The sequence below is a fragment of the Azohydromonas aeria genome, from assembly GCF_009760915.1.
GTDB lineage: Bacteria > Pseudomonadota > Gammaproteobacteria > Burkholderiales > Burkholderiaceae_C > Azohydromonas > Azohydromonas aeria.
Window position 1 is genome coordinate 81,845 of record NZ_VIDQ01000022.1, and the last position, 15,194, is coordinate 97,038.

General features: G+C 70.9%; 13 protein-coding genes. 1 reads left to right on the forward strand and 12 read right to left on the reverse strand.

Translation table 11 applies throughout. The annotated features are described in order from the left end of the window. Window positions 1–115: 115 nt before the first annotated feature. From FJ694_RS15100 to FJ694_RS15145, 10 genes are all read right to left on the reverse strand, one after another. Window positions 116–1,282, reverse strand: coding sequence for an ABC transporter substrate-binding protein (locus FJ694_RS15100; protein WP_157268069.1), 1,167 nt, complete (start codon window positions 1,280–1,282; stop codon window positions 116–118). Then, the gene (locus FJ694_RS15105) at window positions 1,279–2,010 is read right to left on the reverse strand and encodes a TetR/AcrR family transcriptional regulator (protein WP_157268070.1); all 732 of its coding nucleotides are present in this window, start codon (window positions 2,008–2,010) and stop codon (window positions 1,279–1,281) included. Before FJ694_RS15105 ends, FJ694_RS15100 begins: the two co-directional genes overlap by 4 nt. A 7-nt stretch (window positions 2,011–2,017) precedes the next feature. Then, on the reverse strand, window positions 2,018–3,124 hold the full coding sequence (gene paaE, locus FJ694_RS15110) for a 1,2-phenylacetyl-CoA epoxidase subunit PaaE (protein ID WP_157268071.1): 1,107 nt from the start codon (window positions 3,122–3,124) through the stop codon (window positions 2,018–2,020). A gap of 22 nt (window positions 3,125–3,146) precedes the next feature. Further along, window positions 3,147–3,680 (reverse strand): 1,2-phenylacetyl-CoA epoxidase subunit PaaD, encoded by a 534-nt coding sequence (gene paaD, locus FJ694_RS15115; RefSeq protein ID WP_157268072.1) that lies wholly within the window; start codon window positions 3,678–3,680, stop codon window positions 3,147–3,149. Then, a complete protein-coding gene (gene paaC / locus FJ694_RS15120) occupies window positions 3,674–4,456 on the reverse strand; it encodes a 1,2-phenylacetyl-CoA epoxidase subunit PaaC (protein WP_157268073.1) in 783 nt (260 codons plus the stop codon). Before paaC ends, paaD begins: the two co-directional genes overlap by 7 nt. Window positions 4,457–4,472: 16 nt before the next feature. Next, the gene (gene paaB, locus FJ694_RS15125) at window positions 4,473–4,769 is read right to left on the reverse strand and encodes a 1,2-phenylacetyl-CoA epoxidase subunit PaaB (RefSeq protein WP_157268074.1); all 297 of its coding nucleotides are present in this window, start codon (window positions 4,767–4,769) and stop codon (window positions 4,473–4,475) included. Window positions 4,770–4,806: 37 nt separating this feature from the next. Continuing rightward, a complete protein-coding gene (gene paaA, locus FJ694_RS15130) occupies window positions 4,807–5,814 on the reverse strand; it encodes a 1,2-phenylacetyl-CoA epoxidase subunit PaaA (RefSeq protein ID WP_157268075.1) in 1,008 nt (335 codons plus the stop codon). Between the two features lie 65 nt (window positions 5,815–5,879). Then, on the reverse strand, window positions 5,880–7,199 hold the full coding sequence (gene paaK / locus FJ694_RS15135) for a phenylacetate--CoA ligase PaaK (protein WP_157268076.1): 1,320 nt from the start codon (window positions 7,197–7,199) through the stop codon (window positions 5,880–5,882). A 53-nt stretch (window positions 7,200–7,252) separates the two neighbouring features. Continuing rightward, window positions 7,253–7,687 carry a hydroxyphenylacetyl-CoA thioesterase PaaI gene (gene paaI, locus FJ694_RS15140; RefSeq protein WP_198320846.1) on the reverse strand — a complete coding sequence of 145 codons (435 nt, stop codon included), beginning with the start codon at window positions 7,685–7,687 and terminating at the stop codon, window positions 7,253–7,255. A 19-nt stretch (window positions 7,688–7,706) separates the two neighbouring features. Further along, window positions 7,707–8,507 carry an enoyl-CoA hydratase-related protein gene (locus FJ694_RS15145; protein ID WP_232540043.1) on the reverse strand — a complete coding sequence of 267 codons (801 nt, stop codon included), beginning with the start codon at window positions 8,505–8,507 and terminating at the stop codon, window positions 7,707–7,709. Between the two features lie 326 nt (window positions 8,508–8,833). On the opposite strand from FJ694_RS15145, the gene FJ694_RS15150 reads away from it, so the two are divergent. Further along, a complete protein-coding gene (locus FJ694_RS15150) occupies window positions 8,834–10,594 on the forward strand; it encodes a PHA/PHB synthase family protein (protein WP_157268078.1) in 1,761 nt (586 codons plus the stop codon). Window positions 10,595–10,649: 55 nt separating this feature from the next. On the opposite strand, the gene FJ694_RS15155 is transcribed toward FJ694_RS15150, so the two are convergent. Both FJ694_RS15155 and FJ694_RS15160 read right to left on the reverse strand, forming a co-directional pair. Next, complete coding sequence (locus FJ694_RS15155) at window positions 10,650–14,267, reverse strand: N,N-dimethylformamidase beta subunit family domain-containing protein (RefSeq protein ID WP_157268079.1); 3,618 nt, start codon at window positions 14,265–14,267, stop codon at window positions 10,650–10,652. After that, the coding region (locus tag FJ694_RS15160) for a hypothetical protein (RefSeq protein ID WP_198320847.1) at window positions 14,243–15,194 on the reverse strand (952 nt) is incomplete at its 5' end. The genes FJ694_RS15160 and FJ694_RS15155, both read right to left, overlap by 25 nt.

Consider the following 15,194-nt stretch of genomic DNA (forward strand, 5'->3'; position numbering starts at 1 on the left):
CGCAGCGCCGGGCGGACATCGCGTCGATCATAACCAGGCCCCCTCGGCTCAAGGCCTGGCCAAGCTGCCCTGGATCAAGCCGCGGCCACGTCCCGCACCGCTTCGAAGGAAGGCCTCAGGGCTGCGCGCCCGGCTGGTACTTCCAGGTGCCGTTCTCGATCTTGACCATCACGCGCGCGCGCTGGTCCAGGCCGAGGTGGTCGTTGGGCGTCATGCTGAAGATGCCGTGCGCGCCGGCGACTTCCTGCGTCTGCTCCAGCGCGTCGCGCAGCGCGGCGCGGAACTCGGGCGTGCCCGGCTGTGCCTTCTTCAGCGCCACCGGCACGGCCGCGCTCACCAGCAGGCCCGCGTCCCAGGCATGCGCGCCGAAAGTCGAGACGCTGCCCTTGCCGTGCGCGGCCTCGTAGGCCGAGACGTAGGCCATGGCGCTCTTCTTCACCGGGTGGCTCGCGGGCAGCTGCTCGGCCACCAGCACCGGGCCGGCGGGCAGGAAGGTGCCTTCCACGTCCTTGCCGCCCACGCGCAGGAAGTCGGCGTTGGCCACGCCGTGCGTCTGGTAGAACTTGCCCGCGAAGCCGCGCTCCTTGAGCGTCTTCTGCGGCAGCGCCGCGGGCGTGCCCGAGCCCGCCACCAGCACCGCGTCGGGCTTGACCGACATGATCTTCAGGGCCTGGCCCGTCACGGAAGTGTCGGTGCGGGCGTAACGTTCATTGGCCACGATCTTGAGCTTCTTCAGCGCCGCGGCCTTGGCGAACTCCTGGTACCAGCCTTCGCCGTACGCGTCGTTGAAGCCGATGAAGCCCACCGTCTGCACGCCCGACGCCGCCATGTGCTCGGCGATGGCCAGCGACATCATGATGTCGTTCTGCGGCGTCTTGAACACCCACTTGCGCTTGGCGTCCATGGGCTCGACGATGCGCGCCGACGCGGCCATGGAGATCATGGGCGTCTGCGACTCGGCGGCCACGTCGATCATGGCCAGCGAGTTCGGCGTGGTGGTCGAGCCCAGGATCACGTCCACCTTGTTCTCGCTGACGAGCTTGCGCGCGTTGGACACCGCCGAGGTCGTGTCGCTGGCATCGTCGAGCACGATGTAGTTGACCTTCTGCCCGGCGATGGTCTTGGGCATGAGCGCCACCGTGTTCTTCTCCGGGATGCCCAGCGACGCGGCCGGCCCCGTGGCCGAGACCGTGACGCCGACGGTGATGGTGGCTTGCGCCTGCGCCAGCGTGGCAGCCAGCAGCGCGGCGGTGGCCGCGGCGAGCTTGAGGGTCTTGTTCATGCGTCGTCTCCTTCGGTGGATGTGGCCGCCGCGCGCGCGCTGCGCTCCCGCGGGACCTTGTGGGTGTCTTCGTCGTTGTTGTCGTGTTCGTTGCCGCCGCTGGCCTCGGCATCGGCCTCGGTGCGCATGGGCGGCCGCACCGCCGGCACGCCGGCCACGAGCAGGTCGGCCACGATGGCGCCCATGGCCTCGTGCGAGAGCCCGCCGTCGGGCTTGAGCCAGGTGAACATCCAGTTGACCATGCCGAACAGCAGCATCGTCACCGGCTTGACCAGCCCCGCGGCCTGCTGCGCCGGGCACCACGCGGCAATCGCCTCGGCGAAGCCGCCCGTGACGCGGCGCTGCATGTCGAGGATGCGCTCGCAATCGTGCGGCTCCAGGAAACGCACGTCGTCGGTGAGCACGCGGTGCGCATGCTGCGCATGCGCGTACTCGCGCAGGATGCGCACGACCAGCTCGCGCACGCGCGCCTCCGGCGTGAGCCCCTGCTGCGCCAGCACCTCGTCCGTCATCGCCACCAGCCGCGACACGTGCCCCTCGGCGATCTCCACCAGCAGGCTGTACTTGTCGCGGTAGTAGTGATAGAGCGTCGCCTTCGAGAGGCCCGCGGCCTCCGCCACCTGGTTCATGGACGTGGCCGGATAGCCGCGCCGGGCGAAGAGCTCCGCCGCGCGCTCCAGGATCATGTCGCGCTGGTCGCCGTAACTGGCGGCGCGTCCGCGGGCCATGCGGCGCTTACCTCTCGTCGAAGGACAGGATCACGCGCTCGGTGAGCGGGTGCGCCTGGCAGGTGAGGATGAAGCCGGCCGCGACCTCGGCCTTGTCCAGCGCGAAGTTGCGCTCCATGCGCACCTCGCCCTCGACCACCTTGGCGCGGCAGGTGCCACACACGCCCGAGGTGCAGGAAAAGGGCACCTCCATGCCGCAGGCCGAGGCCGCGTCCAGGATGCTGGGCTGCTGCTTGTGGAACTGGATCTCGCGGCGCAGCCCGTCGCGGATGATGACGATGCGCGCGCTCTCCGCGTCGCCCGGCTGCGCCTCGTGCACCACGGCGTCGGCCTGCTGCGCGGTGAGCCCGGCGGCGCCGGCAGCAGGCTGCGCGATGCCGAAGCGCTCGATGTGGATGCGCCCTTCAGGCACGCCCGCGGCCAGCAGCGCGGCCTCGGCCTCGTCGTTCATCTGGAACGGCCCGCACACGTAGGCGTGGTCGATGCCCTCGGCCGGCACCACGCCGCGCAGGAACTCGCCGATCTTGTCGCGGTTCATCACGCCCATGTTCAGCGGCGAGTCCGTCGGGTCGTCGGAGAACACGTGGTGCAGCACCAGCCGCGCCATGTAACGGTTCTTCAGGTCTTCGAGTTCCTCCTTGAACATGGTCGACTGCAGCGAGCGGTTGCCGTAGAGCAGCGTGAAGCGCGAGCGCGGCTCGCGCGCCAGCACCGTCTTCATGATCGAGAGGATCGGCGTGATGCCGCTGCCCCCGGCAATGCCCAGGTGGTGGCGCTGCGCCTGCGGCTCGATCGGCACGAAGAAGCGCCCCTGCGGCGCCATCACGCTGATCTCGTCGCCGGGCCGCAGCTCGGCGTTGATCCAGTTGGAAAAGACGCCGCCCTTGACCTTGCGCACGCCCACGCGCAGCTCGCCGTCGTCCACGCCGGCGCAGATCGAATAGGAGCGGCGCAGGTCCTGCCCGCCGATCGTCTTGCGCAAGGTGAGGTACTGCCCCTGCGTGAAGCCGAAGGTCTCGCGCAGCTCCGGCGGCACCTCGAAGCTCACGACCACGGCCTCGGCCGTGTCGGGCTCGACGGCACGCACGCGCAGCGGATGAAACAGAACGCTCATGGCAGGCAACCCCGGTGCAGCCTCAGATCGGCTTGAAATGTTCGAAAGGCTCGCGGCAGTCCAGGCAGCGGTGCAGCGACTTGCAGGCGGTGGCGCCGAAGGCCGACAGCTGCTCGGTGTGCAGGCTGCCGCAGCGCGGGCAGGCCACTGCCACCTTGCGCCGCGTCACCAGCCGGATCGGCACCGCCGCGCCGGGCTCCACCGGCGTCGGCGGCGCGATGCCGTACTCGCGCAGCTTGCGCCGCCCCTCGGCACTGATCCAGTCGGTGGTCCAGGCCGGCGCCCGTTGCAGCCGCAACTTTACCGGACCCAGCCCGGCCCCGTCGAGCGCCTCGACCACGCTGCGCTCGATCACCTCGGTGGCCGGGCAGCCGGAGTAGGTCGGCGTGAGCACCACTTCCAGCGCGTCGTCGGCCTCGTGGGCCTCACGCACATCGCGCACGATGCCCAGGTCGCACAGCGACAGCGCCGGCACTTCCGGGTCGAGCACGCCGCCCAGCACGTCCCAGGCGCGCTGCACGCGCGTGGAGGACGGGTCCTGCGCCGTGTTCACCACGCACCTCCCGGATAGGCGCGCTGCAGGTGCTGCATCTCGGCCAGGATGTAGCCCATGTGCTCGCTGTGCACGCCCTGCCGTCCCGTGCTGCGAAACGGCTTGTCGTCGGGCGGCTGCAGCGTGGCGGCCTGCAACAGCGGCACCACCTCCGCCATCCACTCCTCGCGCAGTTCGGCCCAGGCCGGGCCCAGGCCGGACTCGGCCGCAGCCGCGTCCACCGCGTCCGCGGCGAACAGCTCCGCTACAAAAGGCCAGAGCTTGTCCAGTGCCGCCTGCATGCGCCGGTGCGACTCGTCCGTGCCGTCGCCCAGGCGCAGCACCCAGTCCGCGGCATGCTCCTGGTGGTAGCGCGCCTCCTTGAGCGCCTTGGCCGCGATGGCCGCCAGCTCCTCGTCGGCCGAATCCTGCAGCCGCTGCCACAGCAGCTTCAGCAGCGTGGAGACGAAAGCATTGCGCAGCACGGTGAGCGCGAAGTCGCCCGGGCGCCCGTCCCCGTTGGGCAGCTCCACCAGCGTCGGGTTGAAGTAGTCGCGTTCCTCGCGCAGAAAGGCGAGCTGGTCCTCGTCCAGGCCCTGCGGCGCGCCGGCCAGCGTCAGCACCGCGCGCGCCTGGCCCAGCAGGTCCAGCGCCATGTTGGCCAGCGCGATGTCTTCTTCGAGCACCGGCGCGTGGCCGGTCCACTCGGAGAGGCGCTGCGCCGAGATGAGGCAGGTGTCGCCGATGCGCAGCAGGTACTGCTGGCGCGCGTCGCGCTGGAGCTGGATGGAAGCTTGCATGGTCAGTGCCCTCGCCTCACATGTGGTCCACCGAGTCCGGCAGCTTGTAGAAGGTGGGATGGCGGTAGACCTTGTCCTCCATCGGGTCGAAGTACATGTCCTTGTCGCCGGGATCGCTGGCCGTGATCTGGTCGGAGCGCACCACCCACACGCTCGACCCCTCCTGGCGCCGGGTGTAGACGTCGCGCGCCATCTGGATCGCCATCGGCGCGTCGGCCGCGTGCAGGCTGCCGCAGTGCTTGTGGTCCAGGCCGGCGCGGCTGCGCACGAACACTTCCCACAGCGGCCATTCGTTCTTCGTGTCGGTGCTCATCGGGGGTCTCCTTGGATTCGTGTCGGCTTCGGACTCGTCAGGCGGCCTGGGGCTCGCGCTCGCGCTGCTTGGCCGCATGCGCCAGTGCCGCCTCGCGCACCCAGGCACCCTCGTCCCAGGCCTTCACGCGCGCGGCCAGGCGCTCGCGGTTGCACGGGCCGTTGCCGTTGACCACGTTCCAGAACTCGTCCCAGTCGATGGCGCCGAAGTCCCAGTGGCCGCGCGCCTCGTTCCACTTCAGCCCGGGGTCGGGCAGCGTCACGCCCAGCACCTTGGCCTGCTCGACGGTGGCATCCACGAACTTCTGGCGCAACTCGTCGTTGGAGACGCGCTTGATGCCCCAGCGCATGCCCTGGGCGCTGTTGGGCGACTGGTCGTCGGGCGGGCCGAACATCATCAGGCACGGCCACCACCAGCGGTCCACCGCGTCCTGCACCATCGCGCGCTGCGCGTCGGTGCCCTTCTCCATCATCACCAGCAGCGAGTCGAAGCCCTGGCGCTGGTGGAAGCTTTCCTCGCGGCAGATGCGGATCATGGCCCGCGCATAGGGCGCGTAGGAGCAGCGGCAGATGGGCACCTGGTTCATGATCGCCGCGCCGTCCACCAGCCAGCCGATCACGCCCACGTCGGCCCAGGTCAGGGTGGGATAGTTGAAGATCGAGCTGTACTTGGCCTTGCCCGAATGCAGCGCCGCCAGCAGCTCGTCGCGGCTGGTGCCCAGCGTCTCGGCCGCGGCGTACAGGTACAGGCCGTGGCCACCCTCGTCCTGCACCTTGGCCAGAAGAATCGCCTTGCGCTTGAGCGTGGGCGCGCGCGAGATCCAGTTGCCTTCGGGCAGCATGCCCACGATCTCCGAGTGCGCGTGCTGGCTGATCTGGCGGATGAGCGTGCGGCGGTAGTTCTGCGGCATCCAGTCCTTGGCCTCGATGAAGCCGCCGTCGTCGATGGTGGCGTCGAAGCGCTGCTGCAGGTGCGCCTCTTCGAGGCTGCGCACGTTCCTGTCCTCGGGCTCGCGGCCCTGCGTGTCCATGGCTTGGGTGTACATGGCGTTTGTCCTTCGGAAAGTCTTCAGGCGTCCGTTGAGGGCTCAGCTTTTGGGGCGGCGGTCGCTCAGCCCTTGGGGCGGCGGTCGATCACGCGGCGCGCCTTGCCGGTGAGGGTGCGCTCGATCGACTCGGGCACCAGCACCTCCACGCGCGTGCTGATGCCCACCAGCGTCTTGATGCGCTGCTGCAGCCATTGCGCGATCTCGTCCATCGCCGCCGGCGACTGCGGCGGCGTGCCGGGCTGCAGCTCGCAGCGCACCAGCACCTCGTCGAGCAGCCCCTCGCGCATGACCTGCACCTGGTACTGCCCCGAGAGCTTGCCGTGCTGCAGCACGATCTCCTCGATCTGCGTCGGGAAGACGTTGACGCCGCGGATGATGAGCATGTCGTCGCTGCGGCCCACGATCTTGCCCATGCGCCGGAACGCGCGCGACGTGGGCGGCAGCAGCCGCGTGAGGTCGCGCGTGCGGTAGCGGATGACGGGCATCGCCTCCTTGGTCAGCGAGGTGAAGACGAGCTCGCCCTCCTCGCCGTCGGGCAGCACCTCACCGGTCTCCGGGTCGATGACCTCGGGATAGAAATGGTCCTCCCACACCACCGGGCCGTCCTTGGACTCGACGCACTCGCTGGCCACACCCGGGCCCATCACCTCGGACAAGCCGTAGATGTCCACCGCGTCGAGGGCCGCCTTGCCCTCGATCTCGCGGCGCATGGCCTCGGTCCAGGGCTCGGCGCCGAAGATGCCGACCTTGAGCGAGCTGTCCCGGGCATCGAGCCCCTGGCGCGTGAACTCCTCGATGATCACCTGCATGTAGCTGGGCGTGACCATGATGATGTCGGGCCGGAAGTCGCGGATGAGCTGCACCTGCTTCTCGGTCTGCCCGCCCGACATCGGGATCACGGTGCACCCGAGGCGCTCGGCGCCGTAGTGCGCGCCCAGCCCGCCGGTGAACAGGCCGTAGCCGTAGGCCACGTGCACGATGTCGCCGGCGCGCCCGCCCGCGGCGCGGATGGAGCGCGCCACCAGGTCAGCCCAGTGGTCGATGTCGTTGCGGGTGTAACCCACCACCGTCGGCTTGCCGGTGGTGCCGGAAGATGCGTGCACGCGCGCCACCTGCTCGCGCGGCACGGCGAACATGCCGAAGGGGTAGTTCTCGCGCAGGTCGCGCTTGGTGGTGAAGGGAAACTTCGCGATGTCGGCGAGCGACTTCAGGTCCGTCGGGTGCACGCCGCGCTCGTCGAAGGCGCGGCGGTAGTGCGGCACGTTCTCGTAGGCGCGCTCCAGCGTGGCGCGCAGGCGCTGCAGCTGCAGCGCCTGGACCTCGTCGCGGCTGGCGCGCTCGATGGGCTCCAGGTCGCCGGGGGCGGGTTGCTTGACGGGCATGGCGTGGTCTCCTGTCTTGTGCTGTCTGGGGCGCGCGGCCGGCGCTGTCCTGCTCAGGCCTTGACCGCGGGCCGGCCCTTGGCCGTGTACGAGCGGCCGCGGAACACCGCGATGCGCTCGCCGCGCTGGTTCTCCACCGTCACGTCGTAGACGCCGGTGCGCCCGGCGCGTGACACCTCGGCGCAGCGCGCCGTCAGCACGTCGCCCAGCCGGCCCGGGGTGACGAAGTCGATGGAGAAGCCCGAGGCCACGGTCAGCTCGTCGTAGGAGTTGCAGCCGTAGGCGAAGGCCGTGTCGGCCAGCGTGGCGATCAGCCCGCCGTGGCAGATGGCGTGGCCGTTGAGCATGTCCTCGCGCACGGCCATGGTCAGCGTGGCGCGGCCGGGGCCGATCTCGGTCACGGCCATGCCCAGCGCCTGCGCGGCGCGGTCCTCGGCGAACATGCCGGCGCGCACGCGCTCGGCGACTTCCTGCGGCGTCGCAGTCATGGGCAACAGCTCCCGGATGTCAGCGGTCGGTGAAGACGGGCGCGCGCTTGGCGCCGAAGGCGGCCACGCCCTCCTGGTAGTCGTGCGCGAAGCCCAGTTCGCGCTGCAGCCTGGCCTCGTGGTTCAGCGCGTGCGTGAGGTCCAGCTGCTGCGCCTCGTCCATGGCCTGGCGCGTGGCCACCAGCGCCCTGGTCGGCATCGCAGCCAGCCGCTCGGCCAGTGCCAGCGCCTGTGGCATCAGCTCGGCGTCGTCCACGCAGCGCCAGACCAGGCCGATGCGCTCGGCCTCTTCCGCCGGCAGCTTGTCGCCCAGCAGCGCCAGGCCCAGTGCGCGCGCCCGGCCCACCAGCCGCGGCAGCAGCCAGGTGCCACCGCTGTCGGGCACCAGGCCGATCTTCGAGAAGGCCTGGATGAAACTGGCCGAGCGCGCCGCCAGCACCAGGTCGCCGCACAGCGCCAGGTTGGCGCCCGCGCCCGCGGCCGCGCCGTTGACCGCCACCACCACCGGCACCGGCATGCTGCGCAGCCGCCGCACCAGCGGCGCGTAGTAGCGCTCGATGGCCACGCCCAGGTCCTTGGGCGGCTGCCCGCTTTCGGGCGGCGCCACCAGCGGGTCCGACAGGTCCTGCCCGGCGCAAAACGCCCGCCCTGCCCCGGTCAGCACCACGCAGCGCACGCCGGCATCGGCCGCCGCGCTCTCCAGCTCCGCGCGCAGCAGCGAATGCATCACGCCGTTGAAGCTGTTGAGCGCCGCCGGCCGGTTCAGCGTCAGCACGCGCACCGCGCCGGTCTGGGATTTCAGGATCGGGGTCTCGGACACCTTGGCAACTCCTGCGGCAGTTCCGGCCGGCGGCGCCTCGACCCAGCGCCTCAACATATACCGACCGTTCGGTAGATGATAGTTTTGGACGATGGTTTGAGCCAGATCAGCCGCACTCGGACAAACCCGGGGAATCAATGCCCCTACGGGAAAACCCGCACGCTCAAGTGTGAAATAGTGCCGGCCCGCCATGTGCTCGCCACGCAGGCGCAGGGCCCGCTGCCGCCGGTGGCGGGAAGATGGAACGAGGGACGCGGCCCGCGAAGTGGAAATGAAGGCGGCGCCGCGCGGCCCTCACAAGACAAGCCAGGACGGAGACAAAGCACATGAATCAGCCATCCGCGCCCGACAGCACCCAATGGTTCAGCGAGCTGCTGAAGTCGCAGCAGGCGGCGTTGGGGCCCTTCGCCGCCGACCAGGCCTTCGCGCCCTGGATGCAGGCCGCCACGGCCTTCACCTCGTGGCAACAGGAGACGATGAAGGCCATGACGGCCTTCTGGCCGATGTCGATGGCCGCGGCCATTCCCGGCTTTCCCGGTGCCGTGAACGTGGCCGCCGACCAGGGCGACCGGCGCTTCTCGGCCGAGGCCTGGACCAGGAATCCTGGCTTCGACATGCTTTCGAAGAGCTACCTCACGCAGGCGCAGGGCCTGCGCCAGGCGCTGGAGGCCGCGCCGATGGACGAGCGCACCAAGGCGCAATGGGGCTTCCTGCTGCGCCAGGTGGTGGATGCGCTCAGTCCCGCCAACTGCCTGCTCACCAATCCCGAGGCGCTGCAGACCGCGGTGGACACCGGTGGGCGCAGCCTGATCGAGGGCGCGCGGCTCTTCCTGGAGGATTTCGCCAAGGGCCGCGTCTCGATGACCGACGAGACGGCCTTCGAGGTCGGCAAGAACGTGGCGCGCAGCCCGGGCAGCGTGGTGTTCGAGAACGAGATATTCCAGCTCATCCAGTACGCGCCCAGCACCGAGCACGTCAAGCGCACGCCGCTGCTGGTGGTGCCGCCGTGCATCAACAAGTTCTACATCCTGGACCTGCAGCCCGAGAACTCGCTGGTGGCCTACGCCGCCAGCCAGGGCCACACGGTGTTCCTGGTGTCCTGGCGCAACGTCGATGCCTCGCTGGGCCACCTGACCTGGGACGACTACCAGCAGCAGGGCGTCATGAAGGCCATCGAGGTGGCGCGCGAGATCGCCGGCAGCGACCAGGTCAACGCGCTGGGCTTCTGCATCGGCGGCTCGCTGCTGGCCACGACCCTGGCGGTGATGGCCGCCAAGGGCGAGGCCGACAAGGTCGCCAGCATGACGCTGCTGACCACGCTGCTGGACTTCAGCGACACCGGCGAGCTGGGGCTGATGATCACGCCGCAGTCGATGGCGCTGCGCGAGTCCACCATCGGCAAGGGCGGCGTGCTGCACGGGCGCGAGCTGGCGCACATGTTCGCGGCGCTGCGCGCCAACGACCTGATCTGGCCGTACGTGGTCAACGGCTACCTGCAGGGCAAGGCGCCGCCGCCCTTCGACCTGCTGTACTGGAACGCCGACGACTCCAATCTGCCCGGCCCGCTGGCCTGCTTCTTCATGCGCCAGGGCTACCTGGAGAACAAGCTGCGCGTGCCCGGCGCCGTGAAGCTGTGCGGCGTGCCGCTGGACCTGCGCCAGGTCAAGCAGCCGGCTTTCCTGTACGCCTCGCGCGAGGACCACATCGTGCCGTGGAAGTCGGCCTATGCCAGCACGCAGCTGCTCGGCGGCCCGCTCACCTTCGTGCTGGGCGCCAGCGGCCACATCGCCGGCGTGATCAACCCGCCGGCCAAGAAGAAGCGCAGCTACTGGGAGCTGCCCCCGGTCGATGCCGATGCGGCCGCACCCTCGCCCGAGGCCGAAGTCCAGTTGCCGCTGCCGGCCGACCCCGAGCACTGGTTCAAGCAGGCCCAGCAGTACCCGGGCAGCTGGTGGACCGCGTGGAGCGACTGGCTGGCGCTGCAGGGCGGCGACGACGAGGTGCCCGCGCGCGCGGAGCTGGGCAACGCGACGTACCCGCCGATCGAGCCGGCGCCGGGGCGCTACGTGAAGGCGAAGGCGACCTGACTCCGCGCTGAAGCACGGTCGGCCGGGACGGCAGCGTCCCGGCCGTTCTCGCTCCTCAGGGCCTGAACACCACGTCCACCCAGTAGTTCGACGCCTGCCAGGTCGACGCCGGGAACAGCACCGACGTGCCGCCGTAGGCATAGACGCCGTTGCCGCCGCTCTCGCCGTCGCGCAGCAGGTGCAGCGGAGCGCGGCTCACGCCGGTGTCGGCGAAGTAGCCGTTGTCGGCGGCGTAGCGGCCGTTGGGCGCGCGGTACGAGGCCACGTACACCGTGCCGGCCGCCACCGGCACCGGGCTGGCGAAATTGGCCTGCTGCCAGCCGGTGGCCGTCTCGTTGACGAAGGTGGCCGTGGCCAGCAGCGTGCCGTCGGCGCGCCACAGCGCGCCCACGTGCGTGCCGGTGTTGCCCGCGCCCTTGTAGAAGCGGATGGCGGTGACGAAGCCGCTGCGGTCGCTGCGGAACTTGACGCCGAGGTTGACGGTGGCCGCATCCGGGTCGCTGGCCACCGCGGGCGTGGCCGAGGCCGGGAAGGCCGTGCACGGGCAGGCCGCCGCGGCCACCGTCACGCCGCGGCTCGCGGGCGTGGCCTGAAGGTTGCCGCTGTCATCGACCGCGCGGCTCATCAGCGTCACCGGCCCCGTGGCCGTGGGCGTCCAGGCGTAGCTCCAGCTGCCGCGGCCGCTGGCCGGGTGCCAGCGCGCGCCGCCGTCGGTGGACACCTCCACGCCGCCGACCACGCCGCCCCCGGTATCGCCGGCCGTGCCGGTGATGGTGACGCTCGTGCCCGCGGCCACGCTCGCCCCGGCCGCCGGCGCGGTGATGACCGACGTGGGCCGCGCCGTGTCGGTGGAGGCGCTGGCCGCCACCAGCGGCGCGCGCAACGACGCCGGCTGCACGCCCATGTCGGCGAACAGGTTCACGGTGGCCTGCTGCATGCGCGGGTCCGCCGGCGTGCCGGCGTTGTCGTGCGTCGCGTCGAGGCCCCAGGACCACTGGATCGTGCCCGCGCCGAAGACGCGCGCGCCGCTGGCATGCCGGTAGAGCGTGAGGTGGTGCGTGACGGTGCCGTTGCCGTAGCTCGACCCCCAGTCGAGCAGCTTGCCGTTGGAGGTGATGCTGGTCTGCGACAGCCGGATCAGCCCCAGCGGGCGCGCGCCGTTGTCGAGGTCGGCGTCCCACTCGTAGCCCAGCACCCCGGTGGGCAGCGTGGCCACCGCGCCCGCGGCCTGCGTGGCGATGGAGGTGTGGCGCCAGAAGCGCATCTTCCCGTCCGCAGCCGGCACGCGGATGGCGTAGGAGCTGCCGGTCCAGTTGTTCATGAACGCCGTGCCCGTGAGCGCGTTCTCGGGCCGCCCGCCATCGGCCGGCGGCGAGAAGCGCGGGTCGCGCCACGTGCCCGTCCAGATGCCCGTGGGGTCGATGCGCGCGTTGGCGTGCGTCTCCTTGTAGCTCACCAGCGTGCGGTTGGCGGCTGCCGTGGCGTCGATGCCGGGCTCGAAGCGCGTCTTCCAGAACGCCTCGTTGCCGCTGAAGAAGGCGAGGTTCACGCCGGCATTGCGCGCGGCCTCGACGTTGGCGCGCTGCTGCGCCGACCAGTACTCGTCATGCCCCACCGAAAGGAACACCTTGTGCGAACGCAGCAGCGCGCCGGCGCGGTGCGTATCGATGCCGCTGAGGTAGCTCACGTCAAAGCCGTTCGCTTCCAGCCAGCGCACCATCGGGTACTCGGCGTGGAACAGCCAGTCCTGCCCGCCGTCCACCGCGCGCGTGTTGAACGGGCGGTTGTAGCTGACCTTGTAGGCCCGGTTCGGGCTCGTGCCCGGGCCGCCCTTGTAGAGGCTGTTGCCGCCGTAGTCGTTGTAGGCCTGCCACGTGGTGTCGGAGGTCTGGAACAGCAGCGCGGCGTTGCCGGCGTCGTTGCGCACCACGAACACGACGTGGCTGGCGCCGCCGGTGTCGTTGCGCACGAGCCGGGCGATGTAGATGCCCGACGTGGCCGTGGCCGGCACCGCCCAGGACGCCGAGACGGCCCAGTTGCCGCAGTCCACCAGCCCCGTGGCCGCTTGCGTGAGGCAGCCCGGCTGGCTCTGCGGCAGCCGCGCCGACGGGCTGACGCCGGCGACCTTGCGCGCGCCGCTGCCGCCGTACCAGCCCAGGCGGTAGAGGTCGATGCGCCAGCTCGCCGCAGGTGTCTTCACCTTGAAGAACACCGTGCCGCCGCGGTTCACGCTCATCTGCGTGGCGAAGCCCTGGATCGACGCGTCGCCGGCACCGCTCACGTCCCACTCCGAACGCGGGCTGCCCGGCAGGCAGTTCTCGGCCACGATGGCGTTGCCCGGCGCCGCGCACTCGGCGCCAGCCGCGGCAGTGGCCAAGGCGGCCGCGAGATCGGCCGCACCGGCCGCCACGGGCATGAGAAGGCCCGCGCCGGCGCCCTGCCCCGTGCCGACCGCCGGCACGCGCTGCGGCGGCGCGGATGGTGACGGCGCGGCCGCCACCGCCGTGGCCCGCTCGGGCTCCGCGGCCGGCGCGGCCGCCACGGTGGCGGTGGCGTTGAACACCACGTCCACCCAGTAGTTGGTGGACTGGAAGCTCTGCGACGGGAAGCTGGAGCTGCTGCCGTAGGCATAGACGCCGTTGCCCCCGCTCACGCCGCTTTGCAGCAGGTGCACCGGGCCGTTGCTCACGCCGCGGGTGGCGAAGAATTCGTTGTCGCCGGCGTAGCGGCCGTTGGGCGCGAAGTACGAGGCCACGTACACCGTGCCCGCCGTCACCGCCACGGGCGAGGCGAAGTTCACCTGCTGCCAGCCGCTGGCCGTCTCGCTGGTGAAAGGCGCCGTCGCCAGGCGCGTGCCGTCGAGCGTCCAGAGGTTGGCGACGTGCGCGCCGGTGTTGGCCGTGCCCTTGTAGAAGCGGATGCCGGTGACGAAGCCGCTCACGTCCACGCGGAACTTCACGCCCAGCTCCACCGCGCCCGGATCGGCCACGGAGGGGTTCGCGGGCATGGCCGTGGCGCTCCAGCCGGTGCAGGGGCAGCCCGAGATGGGCGAGGACGCGCCGGTGGTGAAGCTCCAGACCCGGCTGGAGGGCATGGGGTTGCCCGCCAGGTCGCGGATGCGCGGCTCGGCGCCGCCGCCGCGTACCGTGGCGGTGTAGCGCGTGCCTGGCGCCAGCAGGCTCGTGGGCTGCAGCAGCGCGGTGCGCGTGGCCGCGTCCCAGCGCACGGTGGCCGGCACGACGGCGCCGGCGGCGTTGCGCAGCTCGAAGGTGGCGTTGCCCACGCTGGCCGGGTCCAGCGCGTCGTTGAAACGGGCCTGGACGGTGGCGTCTGCCGCCACGCCGGTGGCGCCGGCCGCCGGCGTGGTGGTGGTGACGGCGGGCCCGGTGGTGTCGGCCGCGTAGGTGGCGGCATAGGTGCCGGGGTTGGCCGGGAAGAAGGCGTACTCCACGCCCTTGACGCTGCGCACCGTCAGCCCCACGGGCGTGCCGCCGCGCGTGAGCGTGCTCAGCAGCCCGCTGGTCGAGCGCCGCGGCAGCATCGCCTGCAGCCCGCGCGCGTTGGCGCTGCGCGTCAGCGAGAAGTTGAGGACGCTGCCGTTCCAGCTGAAGCCGCTGAAGGAGGAGGCATTGCGCGCATCGACCCACGTCAGCAGCTGTTTGGCGCTGACCACCGGCACGCCGCGCGCCAGGCCGAGGCCACCACCGTCTCGGACTCCGTGATGATGGCCTCGTCGGTGTGCGCGTTGACGACGTAGGCGCCGTAGTAGCCCTCGGGCCCGACGGCGCGATCCAGCAGCGTGTCCACGGTGTAGGGATAGCTCTGCCCGGACTCGTCGGTCATCTGCGTGGCCGCCTGGTACACGTCCAGCAGCGAGCCATCGAGCCGCGCAAAGCGCATGGGCATGGCCGAGCCGGTGAAGACGCCCGGCACGTCGCCAACCCAGCCCGGGGGCCAGAAGTAGTAGTTCGTGTCCAGCCGCATGCCGTACTTGGCCTGCACCTCCGGGCCGCTGGTCCAGTCGCTGTAGACGATGCAGTGGTGGCGCTGCGTCGCCGGCGCGGACAGCCCGGGGTAGCGCAGCTGCAGCTCGGCGATCTGCGCGGCGTAGCGCCCATCCAGCCAGGCCTTGCTGTAGTCGTAGCAGTCGGTGTTGACGTGCAGCCCGATCTCGAAGCCCTGCGCCTCGAACTCCAGCGCCTTGGCCGCGGACAGCGGCGTGTGCGGGTAGATGTAGGAGGTGCCGCGCACGCACTGCCAGTCCGCCACCGAGCAGCCCGCGGGGCTTTGCGCCAGGAAGCGGTTGAAGCGCCCCTCGGTGCCGTTGTGCGCGTGGTCGTCGCCCGTCATCACCACCACGGCCTTCTTGCCGTGGGGGAAGTACCAGAAGCGCGGCAGCGGCTTGCGCGCCAGGTTCATGTGCGTGATGAGGTTGGCCAGCAGCCGCTGCTGCTCGTCGGCCTGCGGGATGGCGACCTTGGTGAGGTCCACCCAGTCCGCACGCGGGTCGGCCGCTGCCGCGCCGTAGAACTTGTCGTCGGAGCGGATGGGCGGCAGCCCGTCGCGCTCCTGCGCGGCCCACGCCGGGTTGCCCTGGCGC

What these genes read in the sequence shown, in the direction of transcription:
- FJ694_RS15100 (WP_157268069.1), bottom strand. Translation starts at nt 1,282, where the DNA reads ATGAACAAGACCCTCAAGCTCGCCGCGGCCACCGCCGCGCTGCTGGCT.
- FJ694_RS15105 (WP_157268070.1), bottom strand. Translation starts at nt 2,010, where the DNA reads ATGGCCCGCGGACGCGCCGCCAGTTACGGCGACCAGCGCGACATGATC.
- paaE (WP_157268071.1), bottom strand. Translation starts at nt 3,124, where the DNA reads ATGAGCGTTCTGTTTCATCCGCTGCGCGTGCGTGCCGTCGAGCCCGAC.
- paaC (WP_157268073.1), bottom strand. Translation starts at nt 4,456, where the DNA reads ATGCAAGCTTCCATCCAGCTCCAGCGCGACGCGCGCCAGCAGTACCTG.
- paaB (WP_157268074.1), bottom strand. Translation starts at nt 4,769, where the DNA reads ATGAGCACCGACACGAAGAACGAATGGCCGCTGTGGGAAGTGTTCGTG.
- paaA (WP_157268075.1), bottom strand. Translation starts at nt 5,814, where the DNA reads ATGTACACCCAAGCCATGGACACGCAGGGCCGCGAGCCCGAGGACAGG.
- paaK (WP_157268076.1), bottom strand. Translation starts at nt 7,199, where the DNA reads ATGCCCGTCAAGCAACCCGCCCCCGGCGACCTGGAGCCCATCGAGCGC.
- paaI (WP_198320846.1), bottom strand. Translation starts at nt 7,687, where the DNA reads ATGACTGCGACGCCGCAGGAAGTCGCCGAGCGCGTGCGCGCCGGCATG.
- FJ694_RS15150 (WP_157268078.1), top strand. Translation starts at nt 8,834, where the DNA reads ATGAATCAGCCATCCGCGCCCGACAGCACCCAATGGTTCAGCGAGCTG.